This is a genomic window from Halovenus rubra (assembly GCF_026586665.1).
Lineage (GTDB): Archaea > Halobacteriota > Halobacteria > Halobacteriales > Haloarculaceae > Halovenus > Halovenus rubra.
Window position 1 is genome coordinate 224,242 of the sequence record NZ_JAODIY010000009.1, and the last position, 16,895, is coordinate 241,136.

General features: G+C 55.7%; 12 protein-coding genes. 10 read left to right on the forward strand and 2 right to left on the reverse strand.

The window, feature by feature from the left end; genetic code table 11:
• The first annotated feature begins 164 nt into the window (after positions 1 to 164).
• The 6 genes from N5098_RS08070 to N5098_RS08095 all read left to right on the forward strand — a co-directional run bounded on the left by N5098_RS08070 (position 165) and on the right by N5098_RS08095 (position 5,796).
• Positions 165 to 428, forward strand: coding sequence for a hypothetical protein (locus N5098_RS08070; RefSeq protein ID WP_267637256.1), 264 nt, complete (start codon positions 165 to 167; stop codon positions 426 to 428).
• On the forward strand, positions 422 to 4,165 hold the full coding sequence (locus N5098_RS08075) for a PriCT-2 domain-containing protein (protein WP_267637257.1): 3,744 nt from the start codon (positions 422 to 424) through the stop codon (positions 4,163 to 4,165). The genes N5098_RS08070 and N5098_RS08075 overlap by 7 nt, the downstream gene beginning before the upstream one ends.
• Positions 4,166 to 4,179: 14 nt before the next feature.
• The gene (locus tag N5098_RS08080; protein WP_267637258.1) at positions 4,180 to 4,788 is read left to right on the forward strand and encodes a hypothetical protein; all 609 of its coding nucleotides are present in this window, start codon (positions 4,180 to 4,182) and stop codon (positions 4,786 to 4,788) included.
• 507 nt (positions 4,789 to 5,295) lie between these two features.
• The gene (locus tag N5098_RS08085; RefSeq protein ID WP_267637260.1) at positions 5,296 to 5,448 is read left to right on the forward strand and encodes a twin-arginine translocase TatA/TatE family subunit; all 153 of its coding nucleotides are present in this window, start codon (positions 5,296 to 5,298) and stop codon (positions 5,446 to 5,448) included.
• Between the two features lie 17 nt (positions 5,449 to 5,465).
• A complete protein-coding gene (locus tag N5098_RS08090; RefSeq protein ID WP_267637261.1) occupies positions 5,466 to 5,645 on the forward strand; it encodes a hypothetical protein in 180 nt (59 codons plus the stop codon).
• Between the two features lie 10 nt (positions 5,646 to 5,655).
• The gene (locus N5098_RS08095) at positions 5,656 to 5,796 is read left to right on the forward strand and encodes a hypothetical protein (RefSeq protein ID WP_166035432.1); all 141 of its coding nucleotides are present in this window, start codon (positions 5,656 to 5,658) and stop codon (positions 5,794 to 5,796) included.
• A gap of 701 nt (positions 5,797 to 6,497) precedes the next feature.
• Here the strand turns inward: N5098_RS08095 and N5098_RS08100 are convergent.
• Entirely contained in the window at positions 6,498 to 6,755 is a 258-nt protein-coding gene (locus N5098_RS08100; protein ID WP_267637262.1) for a DUF8139 family protein, read from the reverse strand.
• 184 nt (positions 6,756 to 6,939) lie between these two features.
• Between N5098_RS08100 and N5098_RS08105 the strand changes: the two genes are divergently transcribed.
• The 4 genes from N5098_RS08105 to N5098_RS08120 are packed head-to-tail and all read left to right on the forward strand — an operon-like array spanning position 6,940 to position 14,901.
• Positions 6,940 to 7,131 (forward strand): hypothetical protein, encoded by a 192-nt coding sequence (locus tag N5098_RS08105; protein ID WP_267637263.1) that lies wholly within the window; start codon positions 6,940 to 6,942, stop codon positions 7,129 to 7,131.
• Between the two features lie 3 nt (positions 7,132 to 7,134).
• Positions 7,135 to 11,400: a class I SAM-dependent DNA methyltransferase gene (locus N5098_RS08110; protein WP_267637264.1), complete on the forward strand. Its 4,266-nt coding sequence runs from the start codon at positions 7,135 to 7,137 to the stop codon at positions 11,398 to 11,400.
• Positions 11,393 to 14,359: a helicase-related protein gene (locus N5098_RS08115; RefSeq protein WP_267637266.1), complete on the forward strand. Its 2,967-nt coding sequence runs from the start codon at positions 11,393 to 11,395 to the stop codon at positions 14,357 to 14,359. The genes N5098_RS08110 and N5098_RS08115 overlap by 8 nt, the downstream gene beginning before the upstream one ends.
• Complete coding sequence (locus N5098_RS08120) at positions 14,356 to 14,901, forward strand: TATA-box-binding protein (protein ID WP_267637267.1); 546 nt, start codon at positions 14,356 to 14,358, stop codon at positions 14,899 to 14,901. The genes N5098_RS08115 and N5098_RS08120 overlap by 4 nt, the downstream gene beginning before the upstream one ends.
• Before the next feature lie 19 nt (positions 14,902 to 14,920).
• Here N5098_RS08120 and N5098_RS08125 read toward each other — a convergent pair whose 3' ends face one another.
• Positions 14,921 to 16,720 (reverse strand): DUF262 domain-containing protein, encoded by a 1,800-nt coding sequence (locus N5098_RS08125; RefSeq protein WP_267637268.1) that lies wholly within the window; start codon positions 16,718 to 16,720, stop codon positions 14,921 to 14,923.
• Between the last annotated feature and the right edge of the window lie 175 nt (positions 16,721 to 16,895).

Here is a 16,895-nt window from a genome sequence, read left to right on the forward strand (position 1 = left end):
CAGTGGACACGCGGCCTGGACGATTACCTAACCAGTAATCGGATGAAAGGACGGGCGGGAGGGAACCACCCTCCCGCCCTGGTACCGCGGGTTCACCTGACGATGATGTGCGGATGCGAGTCGGATCGACTCTCCAAATCAATCGATGCAGTCCGCGAGTACCAATGCAACATACGCAACGAAAGCTTAAAAATCGTCCTACATCGGACGTACGAGACGACGCAAAGCCCGTCGTTATCCACCTTGTTAACGACGACACTATCCACGCAGCAGACCACGAGACCCGCAACGGGTGGGTCATCGTTTACCGGTTCACGACGACCGGGATCGACAAGAAGGTCCCGCGAGAGTCAGTCCTGTTCATCGACCGGGTCAACGACGACGGCGACGACGAACCGAGCCGGAACGGGGGTGAAGACAGTTGGTAGACGACGACCAACAGGACACCGGTGACGACGGTGTTGTTAACGTGCACGCGGAGAACATCCCACAGATCCTGAAAGACCACGACCACTGGTTACTGTGGGACTCATCGAACGACACGCCACGCCGCCCGCACTGGAAGGGAGACTTCAGTATCTCCTACAACGACCCGGATGCGTGGCACACGTTCGAGGAAGCCATTGAAGCAGCGGAGTCGAATCCCAGCTGGGGAGTCGGGTTCGTGACCACGGACACCCCGGTGTCAGTTATCGATCTTGACGGCTGCCGGCGGACTGACGGCGAGTTCTTCGCGGAGAACTTCCGCTGGGAATGGTGGGTTCCGGGATCGTTCGACAAGGAGATTGCGGAGTACTACAAGGAACTCAGTCCATCCAAGACCGGGGTGCACCTCCCAACGATCGGGTTCGACGTGCCGGAGTGGTGGACAGACAAGTCGTTCGAAGACGAAGACCATGAAGGCGTTGACGTGTTGGATAACAAGTTCTGTACGGTGACAGGGGCGTGCGACGGTGACCTCCCGGTCGTTGACGTGTCCGACGGCGACGACCAGTGGCTGCGGACCGCCCTCGCAGACTTACACGAGACGATTACGGGCGAGAACCCGCGGACCGGTCCCGAAGGTCCGTCGGACGGCGAGTACACGCCTGGTGACGAGTGGCTGCAGCCTGCAGACGTTCAGGGAGCGCTCAGTCACATAAATTCAGACGTCGGGTACCCGGAGTGGCGGAATATTGGGTTCGCTGTTGCGGAGTACTTCCGGCGCGTGGACGACAACCTGGAGGACGACGGGTTCGACGTCGCGTTGGAGACGTTCGAAGATTGGTCGCAGACCGGTGAAAAGTGGGATCGGGAGGCTGAGCAGAACGCGTTCAACATCATCAAATCCGGGTTCGAATCTGACGCCGAGAACGATTCGCACGTCACGATCGGGACGCTCCTCCACGTAGCGGACCGGAACGGCTGGGAGATGCCCGACAAGGACGCGCGGTTGGCAGAGCAGTGCGTGGACGACTTCACTGATCGTTTCCTCCCGGTCGCTACCCGTGATCCCGAGGAGGACGAAACGCCGACCGAAGAGGAAGTGAACGCGCTGACCGATGCGATCGCGGACTTAGACGAGGAGACGTACGAGGACCGCGTTGAGGAAATTGTCAAGCGTGTCGGTCGTAGCCGTGAACGCGTGGACGGTCACCGTGAACTCGCAACGGAATACGACTACGGCGACCTTGTCAATGAGGACGGCCAGTTGATGCGTGTGACGTGTACGACGTTCGGGTGGACGTTCACGAAGCCAGTGTTGTCGTTCGAGTTCGACGTGGACTCGATCCTTGACCTGCCTGATCAGCAGGGTCGTTCGAGCATCGTGAAGATTAACCCGCCAGCTGAGTCCGAACCGGAGTTCGAGTTGGACGTTCCCCCGAAGGTGTTCAACGACGTCCGCCGGTTCAAAGACGAGATCCTGTCGCGCGTGTACTCAACGACGATTGAGGACGACCGGTCGCACAGCGAGGTGCTGGACTCCATTCGGCACTGGATTGCCGAGCAGGACGTCCCAACACGGTCAGCGCAGTACGAGATGGGCCTCAACGACGACGGAACCGAGTTCGTAACGCCCGCCGGGTCAATCACCCCGGGAGGGTGGACTGACGACCCGGACGCGGTACACATCGAGCGCGGGAGCAAGTCGAACGCGACCGTACGATCGTTCGAAGCGGACCCGGGTGAACACGACGACATCGACACGGACGCTGTCGCGGAGATGATCGAGCTCATCGCCCAGTCCCGGCTCCAGAATCGCCTCACACCGATCCTTGGGTGGTTCTACGCCGCCCCACACCGCCAGCGAATCTTCGACGTCAGCGCGACGTTCAACCCGCTCGCAGTCGTCGGTCGCAGCGGTGCCGGAAAGACGGCGACGTTGGCAACCCTCAATCAAATGTGGGGGATGGGAACAGAACCACAGTCGGTTGATTCGACGAAACACGCAGTTCTCACCGGATTCGCCGCCTCACGTGGGGTGCCAGTGTGGTTCGACGAATACCGCCCGGAGAAGAGCGCAGACTACGCCATCGACCGGTTCCACGGATACTACAAGAAGGCCGCGACGGGTGGCGTCGTTCCGAAGGGGAACCATTCGATGGGGACTGACGACTGGCACCTCCGCTCGCCCGTTGTCGTGTCTGGGGAGTCGGAAATCCGGTCGAACGCCGAACGTCGGCGAACTGTCAACGTCACAGTCACGGACACGCCGACCGAAGACGCCGAGATGCAGCGGGCGTTCAAGTCCCTCGTTGGTGACGTGACGAAGGATGATGACGGGACTCTGCAGTTCCCGGACCGTGACGACTTGTACGATCTACAGAAGCACGCTGTTGCGTACTACAGTTGGGTTGCAGACATAGGCGAGGACGAGTTCCGCGAGGCGTGGTTCGATGCCCGCAAGCGCGTGGCGGAGTTCCTCGATAAGCACGAGGACTTAGACCCCGGTGACACGGAGATCCAGGCGCTGCAGACTGTCGTGTTCGGACACGAGCAGATGATCGCGTTCGCCAACGCGATGGGCGCAGACCTGTCGGTCCTTCCCGGTGAGGACGCGCTTGAGGATGCGCTCGCGCACGTCGCTGACATTGAAGGTGACGGTCGGCAGCCGCACGAGCACGAGTTCTTCTCGCTCGCGTCGCGCGCCGCTGCAGCAGGCTACCTGGAGGAAGACACGGATTACCGTGTTGTTCACCAGGGTGAGCCGAACGAGGAACTCCGGGTGAACATCACCCGAGCGTTCGACAAGGTCAGCAAGTTCGCCCGTGACCACGACTTGAACGTGGACTTGCTGCAGTCCGCGCAGGACTACAAGACGCGGTTCCGTGACATGGAGGATGATGATACATGGGTCGTGACGACGTCGCAGAACACGCCACCCATCAGTCGCTGCACGGGCATCGACATGGGGCGCGCGGTAGAGGACATCGCTGGGTTCGCGCGGGGGTCCTTCGTTGGTGTTGGTGACGTGGACGATGACGGTGAATCTGTTAACGATGACAGCGACAGTGACGGTGATGGGCCGACCCCGCTCGGTGCGATCGGGCAGGTAGACCACAACTACACGTCGGTCACGGTCAAAGTCGTTGACTGGGAAGATACCCCTGTTGAAGTGTCTGAAGCGGGCGGCCCGGTCACAGCGGGCTCAGTCGTTGATTCGCTCGGTCGGTGTGACGTCGTCAGGTTCGACGGGGGCCCGGACGCGGAGCCGAGCGGGTACAAACATATGGAACCCGGTGAGACGGTCCGCATTGAGAATGTGAAGGTTGACGAGTACGACGGCGCGACGCAGCTGGTGCTCGATGCTGGGACAACCATCACTCCGATCCAGCAGGGTGTTGGATGGACTGAAGGTGAGGAACCTGCCGACGGACAGGCGACGATAGATGATGCGTCAGAAGGTGGTGAGGGCGCGCGTGGGCGCGCTCGCGCTGACGGTGGTGCCAATGAGAGTGATGGCCTGTCCATCGATACAGACGTGCAGCGTGACCGCATAATGGGCCTCAAGGACATCATCGAGACGGTCGAAGACGAGCATGATGCCGGCGCGCCGATCGCGGAAGTCCGCGAGCAGGCTGTTGAAGCAGGGTTGGGCGAGGACAAGTTCGGCCACGAACTGTTGAAGTTGAAGAAGCAAGGCAAGGTCTACGAGCCGTCAGAAGACCGGTTGCGGGCGGTCTAAACGGGTGAACTGAGTTGTCAACAACATTGAACGAGACATGGCAGTCGAACCGCGCCAGTGACCTCTCACGGTCAGAGGCTGCGCTCATCTCCGCGCACTGGAGCGAGGTGACAGCGCACCTCGTTCCCCCTGGAATCGCGTGGCAGTGGGGTGAATGCGCGATCTCACACAAGGTTAAGTGTAACTGGGAGGACGATAGACTCATCCGGCGCGCGCCGGACGGCAGGCGGTGGGTGACGACGGAGGCGCTGTGGTGTCACGTCATCGATCGCGCCGCGGACGACGAAGTCGTCGGCGTGGACGCGCGCGGACAGCAAGTCCTCGATGCACCGTCACAGTCGGAGAGTTCGCGTGTCCTCGCTCCCAAGAACCGGTCACTGGGACGGGCAGTGCAGGCGACGCTCACGGGTGACACTACCGATCCCCCCGCAGGGTTGGACTGGGATGGGGTCCGCGAAAACCAAATGAAAGACCCGACGCGGAAGTCTGACCGAGAGTTGGCTGCAGAACACCCGGCGCAGTCGCGGTTGCAGACGTTCGCTCACTACGCCCGTGACGCGTGGGACGTGAACGTTCCGTGGTTCCGCGACCCGGTCCGCGTTCCGACCGGGAACGTGTACTAACCCCGTTACACTCCCTCTGACCGCGCCGGTTCTTCTGCAAAGGTCGGCGATTTAGGTGTTACGGGGCCTGAAAGTCGTTTTTCCGTTTTTCACACTTTCTTCAGTACTGCTTTACAGTGCCTTCACGGCCGTGTTTCACCCCCGTAACACTCCGAATCACTGCAAAAGCAGTCCTTGCAAAGAGTTTCACAGTCGGGATTCCGGTCGTGGTGGGCCGGGGCTCATTCGGACCGCCGGCGGTACGGCGGTCCATACGTCTGGACGGACAAACAGACGCACACCCGTCCGTACACGAAAACGGACGTAAGTACGTACACGAGCCCGTACACTGCGGTGTACACGACTACGAACACAGACACTCAATGACGGACGTGTCTACGTACAGGCGGGACGATGGGTGTGCTACCACCCGTACACGTTTTCACCGCCACGTATGCCGGTTTTTCATTTGGTATCCGCGCGGAACGGTGTTACCTCTCTTATCGGTGTAATCCCCTACCTGAGAGTATGCAACCAGGGTTCATCGGGGGAATCCCCGGGGGAATGGAGGTAGGAGTGGTGTTGATTCTTACAGTGTTACTGTTCGGTGCAGATCGGATTCCGCGGCTCGCACAGTCAGTCGGGGAGTCAATGGGCGCGACGGGAACGGGAGACGATTGAGGATGAACTGCAGGACGATGACGAAGACTGAGGCACTGGTACTGTTGTATCTGGAGAACACTGATGGAAGAGCGACGACTGACGATATCGTTGATGACCTCTCCATCAACAAGATCACACTACACTCGATCCTCCTGCGCATGATCGGACAAGGACGCATCGAACGTGAGGGAGAACGCGTAACACTGACCGCGTAACACTACCAACATGGATAGCGAACGACCGCACGGAATCCCCGACCTCACCCCTGCAGAGCGACGCGAATTCATCGAACAACTCAAAGAGTTCGAAATTCCTGAGGGAATGGAAGCCGCGATCGAACGTCACCGAGAACACCTGGCGGAGTAGCAGTCAGAGTTCCGGACACCCCCCGTCCCTCCGGGGTAGTGTTACCTCTCCTATCCGGGTCATCGACCTACACACAAGTATATCAACAGCGTTTATCGCCGGTATCCTGGGAAGATCCGAATACTCGTAGCGCCGCAGACAGAATCCTGGAATTCGTATGGTTAACGGGTGGGGCAATCGGAGTGTTCTGACAGGCTAGCAACTCAGATCCCGATGACGACGACTCAAGTCTGGATCCACTTCTACGTGGAGACGAAGAGTCCATGATCGTGGATAACATATCACGAGATCGGCCCGTCAACAAGCTTACTCTGGCCCATTTCTCTCTAATATGGCCGATGACGTGCCCGTCCGCCAGTCAGCCCGACATCCATGGCTGACACACGTACCTAAGGACGCGTGTACGTGATTGCGTACGTACCCGAGTACGTACGTCGATCCGCCCGGTCAAACCTACCTGTCTCGGTATTTACGAGCACAAAAGAATGCAACTGAATATGCTACCTTTGAAGACAATAGGAGCGCGTCGACAAACTGCCGCCCATAGGGGCGGCGTTCCCCGGAAAGAGAGAGTGAACGGGTCACGGCCCGTGGTGGGGCCGTGACCCACTCCCGGCACAGTGGCGTGCAGCCTGCTACTTGTCACTGGTTCGGCGGTGCATCTCTTTTGTAACCGTGTCTGCGCTCTTCCGTAGGACCTACTATCTACTTTCAACCGGTACTAAATCGTGATGACGAAACGAGAGGGGAAGTTCTTCGCCTGTTTCTGCGTTACACAGCGTATAGGAGTATGCGTCCGTATTTCGGCCGGTTTCCTTCCCGAGATTATCCTCATAAATTTCGACGATCTTACAGACAACGCCATGGTACTGGTTATCGAGATCGTCAGAGGCAATATAAATCTGGACGTGATCGCCGACTGAGTACGGATCATTCGACGGTTGCGGAATATCTTCCATTGTCGGTTTTTGAACCGACCATCCGTATCAGTTCATCGCTCTTAGCAGACCAATTTGGCTGTCGGGTCACCACGTATGAAGTGACCGGACTATCCACCAAGCATCCATCTGAGACGTAACCTGTGATGCGAGACAGTCTAAGTAAAGACTATATTGTTGCGCTGAACAATCCTTGGTATCACTAATGACCCGGAAGCAGATCGGTCGTAACACTGGAAATTCAGGCCGAGTCAACGTCTCCGGGTCTGAATTGGAAGAACTTGGCATCGAAATCGGCGATGAAGTTGACGTGGATGTCGCTGATACCAAAGAGATCGCGCACGCCATCATCGATAGCAAAGATTCCGACGAATTCCTCATCGTTACCCCTGCCTAACGAATGCAAACAGCACTCACCTACCGTACGAACCGTGACCTGTTCTCGAACTACTACCTAGACGAACACCTCCCCGAGACCGAAGAATGGGACGATGTCAGCGACGAAGAGCTCCAGGAGGCCTATGATGACGTTATGGACCTCTGGGAGCGTGAGAAGGACACCGCGCCGAAGCGGAATGAGTCCCAGCTCGAAGAGAAGTTCATCCGGCCGATGTTCCGGAAACTGGGGATCCCATTCGAGGTGGAGGAGAGCACTGACCGAACTCAGCGCCGACCGGACTACGGGTTCTTTGAGACCGATGATGCTGCACGAGATGCCTTCGAACGCCGCGATGAGGGCGGGGACTTCTACAAGAATTCCGTCGCTGTTGCGGACGCGAAACGATGGGGTCGTCCCCTCGACACTCGTGGGAGCGGTGAACACGAACGTGACTTCGAGAACCCCAGTTACCAGATCCACGTCTACCTGCAGGAAGTGGATGCCGCACAGTGGGCTGTCCTAACCGACGGGAAGAAATGGCGGCTGTACTACGGCCCGACCAGCCACCGCCTCGACTCCTACTACGAAGTGGATCTGCCGACGATTCTGGAGAAGGGCGATCTTGAGGATTTCAAATACTTCTACCTCTTCTTCCGCCACGAGGCATTCCTCGAAGACACCAGCGGTGACTGTTTCCTGGACGACGTCTACGGCGAGTCGAACGTCTTCGCCCAAGAGTTGGGGGAAGACCTGCAGGACAACATCTACGAGGCGATCAAGATCCTCTCTGAGGGATACCTCCAGTACCCCGAGAACGATCTTGACGAAGACGATCTTGATCTGATCCACGACAGCTCGCTCATCTACCTCTACCGGCTCATCTTCGTTCTGTACGCTGAAGCGGAGGGCCGCGAACTGCTGGACACGAGCAACGAAATTTACGAGCAGTCCTACAGTCTCAACTCTCTCAAACAGGAGGTCGCCGAAGAACTCGATAGTGGCGACCCGAAATACCGTGACTGGCAAGACAATCTTCAGGCCCGTCTGGACGAACTGTTCACCCTCATCGACAAGGGCAGCAAGTCACGCGGCATCCCTGAGGAAGACCTCTACATTCCGGCGTACAACGGTGGGCTGTTCCGGACGGACCCAGACGCCGACGACAGTAAGGAGGCGAAGTTCCTCGCCGATCACGACGTCGGCGACGCCTACCTAGCCAAGGTTGTTGAACTCCTCACGCGGAGCAAGAACAGCAACGGCGGTGGAAAGATCTTCGTCGATTACTCCTCGCTTGATGTTCGCCACCTCGGGAGTATCTACGAAGGGCTGCTGGAGTACCAGCTCAACGTCGCCGATGAACCGCTGGCACTGGATGATGGCGAGTACGTGAGCGCCGGCGATGGCGACGACGTCGTCGTGCAGGAAGGTGAGGTACACCTGACGACAGGCAGTGGTGAGCGAAAGGCCACTGGTTCGTACTACACCCCCGAATACGTCGTTGAGTACATCGTCGAAGACACGCTCGAACCGCTCGTTGACGACATCCGGATGGATCTTGCTGGCCGGAGTGCCCGAGGAGAAGACCGTGGTTTCGCAGAGGAATTCGCGGAACGCATATTCGACCTGAAGATCCTTGATCCGGCGATGGGGAGTGGTCACTTCCTCACGAGCGCCATTGACTACCTGGCCCGCGAAATCATCGATGCCCAGGAGAAGCAGGCCGCACAGGAGGGAATTGAAACCGTTGACGAAGAGCACGACATCAACTGGGCTCGTCGGCAGGTCGCTCAGCGCTGTATCTACGGGGTTGATCTGAATCCACTGGCTGTTGAACTCGCCAAAGTCTCGCTCTGGCTCCGAACGCTCGCGGCCGAACAACCGCTTGCGTTCTTGGACCACCATCTTAAAACCGGGAACTCGCTAGTCGGGAGTGATATTGAGACAGTGTTGGATAACAGCGAATCTAACACCGACGAGGGGCAGCTCACTCTACAACAGTCATTCGATAGAACTCGGCGGCAGGCCCTTGAGCACGTTACAGACCAGTTTGAAGAACTACTTGCTATCGATAACGAGACATTAGACGATGTCAAGGAAATGGAATCTGTGTATGAGGGGGTTCGTGGTGATCCGCTATACCAGCACCTTATTTCTATGGCGAATGTCCATACTGCTGAGAAATTTGGGCTTGATGTCCCTGAGGACGCGTATAAACGTATGGCAACGGCGCTCAGGAACAACTCATGGGACGAAGTTGAGGAACAAGATTGGTACCGTTCGGCTCAACAGATAGCCGAGGATGAGCATTTCTTTCACTGGGAACTGGAGTTTCCGATCGCGTTCTACGAACAAGACGGGTCCAGAAAAAGTGATGATGGGTTCGATGCTGTAATTGGAAACCCACCGTATATTAAAATCCAGAACCTTCGCCAGACGGCCCCTGAATTCGCAGATTATGCGACCCGTGAATATGAGGTCGCTTCGGGCCGGTTCGATATTTATTCCCTGTTTGTTGAGCGTGGTGTCTCACTCACGAATGATAGGAGACTATCATATATCCTACCTAACAAATTCTTCGAGTCCGGTGCTGGTCAATCGCTCAGACAATTCTTGGTATCAAACGGTCTTCTTAGTGAAATCGCAGACTTTGGACAACATCAAGTCTTTGAGGGTGTAACGACGTACACATGCATTCTATCGCTAAATTCGGGGGGGCAAACGTTCGGATATGCAGAAATAAAAGAAGCTAGTAAGAGTAATCTGCAAACTGCACCCAGAGTAGATATTGAAATTGATGAGCTTAGCGATGAAAAGTGGGCACTCACGGGCCCAGAAGAGAGAAAAGTTCTAGATAAATTAAACCAATCTGGGAGATCTATCGGGGATCGGTCACGACATATTTCAGAGGGTATTGTATCAGGAGATAATGATATTCTATTTGTGGAAATCCTCTCACAGGATGGTGATACGGTTGAGATTGAATGCCCTGAAAACAACAACCAATATACACTTGAATCAGGATTGGTAAAACCGTTACTTCGGGGTGATTTTATTGAACGGTTTAGAAAACCTGAACCTAATGAAGGAGTCATTTACCCATATGAAATCAAGGGCGGTGAATCGGAACTTATCCCTGAAGACAGACTTAGCTCCGAATTCCCAAAGACCTACAGCTATCTATCCGAGTTTGAGTCGCGGCTGCGTAACCGGGGATCGGAGAATATGGAATACCCCGCATGGTATGCACTTTGGTGCCCCCGAGAAAAACAATTATTCGAGGCTCAGAAGCTCCTAGTGCCCGATGTTTGTCAGCGTAGCGAGTTCACTCTAGACCGTGATGGGGGTATTTATCTCCCCAACTCCGCTTACGGAATCGTTCCGAAAAGAAAGAATCAACGTCACCTAGAATACCTGTTGGCTGTTCTTAATAGCACTCCCACCTGGTTCTTTATTTATCACACAAGTACGGTTCTACGTGGGGATTTCCGGCGGTTTATGACCTCATATCTTTCCCCATTACCTATTCCTGATGCTTCACCAGAAACGGAGCGGGAGACTGAGCCAGAATTTGAAAGAACAATTAAGGAAGACGATGTGCCTCCCGGAGAGAGACTTTCTGATCTGTCACATATCACCTTAGATCTCCACGAACAGCATGAATCTCTTAATCTACATCTCCTTGATTATCTTGGCATCCCAAGCGATGAGCTCCCCGATTCAATTGAGGGTGACAAGCTTGAAGATTTGCAGATGCCAGTTGCTGGCGTCGCAGATACGCCACTCACTAAGACAGCTGAAGACTTTGATGGCCTCCGTGTGGAGGGAGTTTCATTTGAGGATGATGGGGGGCGACTGGTGATGAATGTCGATATTAGCTATAAGGTTGATGAAGATGACCAGCGCGAAACAGACGCATGGGACCGGCTTGTTGAAGAGGAGTTCGAAACCTACGAAGCGATGGCATTTGTTGGTCTCTCAGAGGCGGAAGAAACGCTCATTCGCAACTTCATTCCAGTTGTCGTTAACAAGGCAGATGGGTTTGCTAGCTTCCGGCAGAATGCCACAAAGACCAACTCATCGTTAGACCGGATGAAGGATTTAGTGCTCCCTGATATTGGGAAGGTCCGTGATGGGCTGGATCAGTATATTGAGGTGAGGGCCAAAGCTGACGAACTTGAAAAGAAGATCAAAAGGACCGATCAGCTCATCGACGAAATCGTATACGACCTTTACGGACTAACCGACGAGGAAATCGAGATTGTCGAATCGGCAGTGCAGGATGACTGACTTCGAGGTTGGCGACCACGTCAAGTTCGCTGGCGGCCAGGGCGAAATCACGAAGATCGAAGAGCGCCCGAACGGAGGCCAACTCCTCCACGTCTACACCACGGAGGGGGAACTCCGGAAGCTCCCAAGTGGCCTGCCCCACATTGAGCGGAGCGACTCTATCGCTGACCGGCTCGCAGCCCGACAGATCGATTCGCCCATCCACCACGACCTTCGGGAGCGTACGACCCGCCTCGACCTCGCCTATCGATACGACCGGTTCCTGTCGCTGACGAACAACCGTATCGAGATCGAACCGTACCAGGTTCAGGCCGCTTACGAAATCCTGAACTCGTACGACCACCGCTACCTCATCGGCGACGAAGTCGGCCTCGGGAAGACCATCGAAGCCGGCATCGTTATTGAGGAACTCATCGCGCGCGGGCGTGCCCAGCGGGTACTCATTGTCGCACCAGCACCACTCACGGTGCAGTGGCAAGAAGAAATGCGCGAGAAGTTCGACCGAAACTTCGTCATTTACGACCGTGAAACCGTAGAAACCCACCGGCAGTCCCACCCAAACCAGAACGTCTGGGAGCAAGAGGACCTCATCATCACCTCGATCGATTTCGCTAAGCAAACGAACGACGACCCTGAGTCGGACAGAGTCTCGGTCCGTGATGCCCTGGATAACCTCAACGCATCTTGGGACGTCGCCGTCTTTGACGAAGCGCACCACTTGACCGCTCGCCGGGGAAGCGACGACTCCATTGAACGGACCCAGCGTTACACTGTCGGTGAAGCCGTCGCCGAAAACTCCGACGCGCTCCTGTTGATGACCGGAACGCCTCACAAAGGGAAGTCCGACCAGTTCTACTTCCTCGTGAGTTTGCTTGATCCATATCGCTTTAGCCACGAGTCACAGATCAATCCCGACGCACTGGATGATCTGATGATTCGCCGGCTGAAGGACGACATGCACGACACCGACGGGACGCGAATGTTCCCCGAGAAGAACATCGAAGCGCTGGGTGTGGATATGTCCCGGGCTGAGCGGAAGCTCTACGACGACGTCACTGAGTACATCCGCGAGTACTACAACCTCGCTCAACAGGAGGAGAACCAGGCCGCGGGGTTCACGATGGTCATTTACCAGAAGCGGCTGGTTTCCAGCATCTACGCGATTCAGAAGTCTCTGGAGAACCGAATGCGCGCCATCCAGAACGACGCTGTTGCCGAAGATCTTCCCGACGACGTTCAGGAGCTGATTCCCCGGTATAGCACCGAACCTGAGACACTGACCGACACCGAGCGTGAGCGCGTCGAAGAGGCGCTGGAAACGGTCACAGTCACGCTGAACCAATCACAGATACAGGAAGAGCTTGACCGGGTGAAGCAACTCTGGCAGCAGGCCAAGAGCATTGAGACCGATTCGAAGGCCCAGATGCTCAAGCAGTTTGTCGGTCGGATCCTGTCCAACGACCCTGAGGAGAAAATACTCATCTTCACCGAGTACACGGACACGCTCGAATACCTCCGAGACAAGGTGTTCGACGACCACGATATTGCCCAAGTCTATGGAGACTTAGACCAAGATCGACGGCGGGAGGAAATGGAGAAGTTCGAGAATGAAGCCAACCTGATGCTCGCCACCGACGCGGCACAAGAAGGTCTCAACCTCCAGTTCGCCCACATTATGGTCAACTATGACCTCCCGTGGAACCCGATCCGCATCGACCAACGAATGGGTCGTCTTCACCGCTACGGGCAGGAACGGACCGTAGAGATCCGGAACCTGTTCTTCAAGAACACCCGGGAGAGCGAAATTCTGAATCTGCTGGTTGAGAAGACGAACCAAATCGAATCCGACCTCGGAATGCGTTCCGACGTACTCGGCCGCGTTCTGGAAGACGTTGATCTCGATGACACCATTATGGCCGCCATCGCGGAGAACCGGCCGACCGACGAAATCGTGGGAGATATCGAGAAGACAATCGAAGAGCGAAAGGAGGCACTTCAAACGGTTGAGAACGAGTTTCTGATCCGCGATCGATTTGATCTCTCTGACGAAGACGAAGAGATATTGGAGGTCATCGAACGCAGTCAACACGGCGACGTCAGCGAAGACGACATTGAGGTGCTAGTCCGGGAGTTCTTCGACGAATTCGGCGGTAATATCCGCGGTGTCCGTCCCGGCCCTGCTCGGTCAGGCGGTGACGTCTTCCAACTTGGCGTGCCAGATGTACTCTCTGGTGATCAGGTCAGTAGTCAGTATGACCGAGCAACGTTTACCCGCGAGGTGGCGATGGAACAGGACGATGTCGATTTCATCGCTCTTGACCACCCGCTCGTTCAATCACTCATCGAATTCTGCCTTGACTCGACCCGTATTCAGGGACAGGTCGCTGTCAAAGTCGCAGAAGATGGTGAGCCAGGACCCGGTGTTCTCTTCAACTACCGTCTTGGGTACGTGTCTGGTGCCGGTGAAGCGGTAACCGAGAAGCTGGTCCCATTGTATGTTACTTTAGGTGGGGGTGTTTCGACGACGAAGCCCGAGATCGTTGATACTCTCCCCCAAGAAGAGGTCTCCACCGATGAAACGCTGGATCAGTTGGCGTCACAGGTATCGGACTTACACGAGATTGCCGAGATGGAGGCGTGGGAACAGGTCGAGTCGTTTGCTGAGGAAGCGAGAGAAGAACGGGAACGCGAAATGGAGATTAAGCGCCAGCATGCTGAACGTCACTTCGAAGAGGAGATCAGCGAGTGGGAAGAGCGATTAGAGACGTACGAACAGCAGGATGAGCGAGGAAAGGATATGTCGGCACCCATCGGAAACGCGAAACGCCAGTTGGAGTCTCTTCGACGAGAGCGTGACGAAGAATTAGCTCGATTAGAGGAGGAGAAGCACGTCACCCCAGAAGAACCGCAGTTGGTGACTGCATCCTTCGTCCTCGGCAGTCCTCCGGGTGAGCGATGACGGTCGAAATAGCGAACATCGTCGGATCCGGCGATCTTGGGGTGGAGCTGGATCTCGAAGCCCTGGAAGATGATCTCTCTACACCGTACCTGGAGTACGACCCGTCGAATTACCACGGTCTTTACGTTCGTCTCGAAGAAGGTGGGCCGCTCATCACGGTGTATCGGAGCGGGAAGTACATCATCAGCGGCTGTCCCAGTGAGGAGACACTACGCGAGACGAACGATGGATTCCTGAGAGCCCTCGCAGAGTTGGGCATTGTAGACGAAGCTCAACAGACAGGATTCACTGTCCAGAACGTGGTCTGTACTGCGATGCTCGATGAGATGGTTTCTCTGGATGCTCTCTCAATCGGGTTGGGATTGGAAGTAACGGAGTATGAGCCGGAGCAGTTCCCGGGTCTGGTTTATCGGCCCGAGGGCATCGGTGCTGTACTGCTGGTGTTCGCTAACGGGAAGCTGGTGATTACAGGTGCGAAGGATGTCGAGACCGCCGAAGTAGCGTACAATCACCTCCAGTCGAAGGTACAGGAACTAGTGTAGCGTTCTTAGAGGGAGGTGTTCAGCTGAAGGTGCTGATGATGTGGTCTCGAAGCATCTCCTCGCGTCGCTCGATGAATTCGGGGAAGTTCTCTAGTTCGTACAGACGCTCGTCAGTCGGGATGTGATGGCGGTCGTAGTATTGGTCACTCCGCGTTGAAATCCACTCATCGAACGCTTGGGTCCCCTTGGACTGGTTCTCCTCGATTAACTGGAGGTTGGCAACGTGATCGCGCAGGGAGGCGTACCGCTCGGCCTTGCTGGGGTCGAATCCGTAGTTCTCGATGAGATTGTCTTTTTCCAGGAGACTCCGCGGGAAGATGTGGTCGATTTCGTATGAATCGTCGTGGGCAGGGTCAGGGTAGTAGAGGACCGACAAGAGCAGGTAGATCTTCGTGCTGTTGTAGTCCGTTTCCTCGAACAGGTCTTCTACGATTTCCTGGCTGAAGCCAACGGCTTTCCCACGCGTCCTGATTTCACGCTGAATCCGTTCTAGTGGGAACTGACTATCGTCCGCCTCTTTGATGGCATCACGTGCGTCCTCGATGATCTGGTCTGGCCGGGAGTTGAAGTTGCTGTTGAGGAGCGCAGAGCAGAGCCATTCGAGGATTCGGGGTCGAACCTGCACGCCGAGTTGAGAGTCCGTCGTCAGGGAGGGATTCTCGTTGTGGTAGAAGTAGAAGACTAACGGGATGAGCGCATTCCGGCTCGTCAGGCTTCGGCCGGTGATACCGAAGTCGCTGATCAGATCTACGGTGGACTCAATCGCATCTTGAACAACTCCGTTCGCCCAGATCTCTTTCATCAACGCCAGGTTCTCGTGTGTGAACGTGCGGATCTGGTACTCGGCGGAGAGGTCAGCGACAACGAGGAGGGATTTCAGGACGAAGTCGCTACCGAAGTCGTAGCCCTCGTCCACATACGCCTGATTAAGGTTCCCGACGAAGTTGTTGATCTCTTCCTTTGCGTCAATGGGGTTCTCTTCATCTGAGCCCCAGTACGACGTGGCAATAGAGAGGAGGATTTCAGACTTGCTGAGTTGCGTACCACCTTCGTTCGCCCGGACGAAGATGTCCAGAATTCGCTCGTTATCCTGGTTTCCTTCCTCGTAGTAGTTCACGATGTCTCGGGCGTGAACAGCGTTGTAGAGGGTGGTGAGGTTCTTGAGGATGTAGTGTTCCTGTGCATCGGAGACCTCCTCTAACTCGGACGCGATTTCGTTCGCCCGGGTCATCGCCTTCTCTAGCGTGTCGATCTCCAGAATGTCGCCGACACGGAACCAGTATTCCTCACGAGACTGTGTCGGATCGGGCTCCTTGAATCTGAAGTCGTATCGGAGCTTCAGATGGTCCTCCGTCTGGTTGTTGGGGTTCGAGAGCAAGTTGAGATACAGCTGCTTACGCGTCCAGGCGTCGGGATTCTTCCGTTGCCGGTACTTCTGCTTCTCAACGTATGTTCCTTGGAGCCCGATGTAGAAGGAGGAGAGGCGCTGTTGGCCGTCAACGACGAGTGAAACGGAGTCCGGGATTTGCTCGTATTCGGGAACCTTTGGATTTCGATGGTGAACATTGTCGAAATCGTCTGGGTAGATGCTATCCTCGATGTGATTTCGGACGAAGTAGTACTTGATTTGGTTGTCTGCGAACTCTCCGTTGAGGTTCCAGAAAATGAACGACCCGATAGGGTACTCGCGGAGAACGGAATCGAAGAGCTGAATGATCTGTTCGGTATCCCAGACGAACTCCCGCTGGATTGCCGGCAGAAAGATGGACTCGTTTATGTCCGGTAGAACTTGCTTGATTGTCCGAGACTGGTAACCCATGAATGACGGTTACTCTATGTCGCGCATTAGTCGTTTATGTTGATAGGTGACTTCAGATAACGACCATCTGTGTGCCCTCTCTTGATTCATCATCCCTCGTCAGAATCTATTAACTGCTGATGATTTCAACAGAGCCACTAGTCTAGGCGTGAGGGGTATCCAAAGGATTCTAACA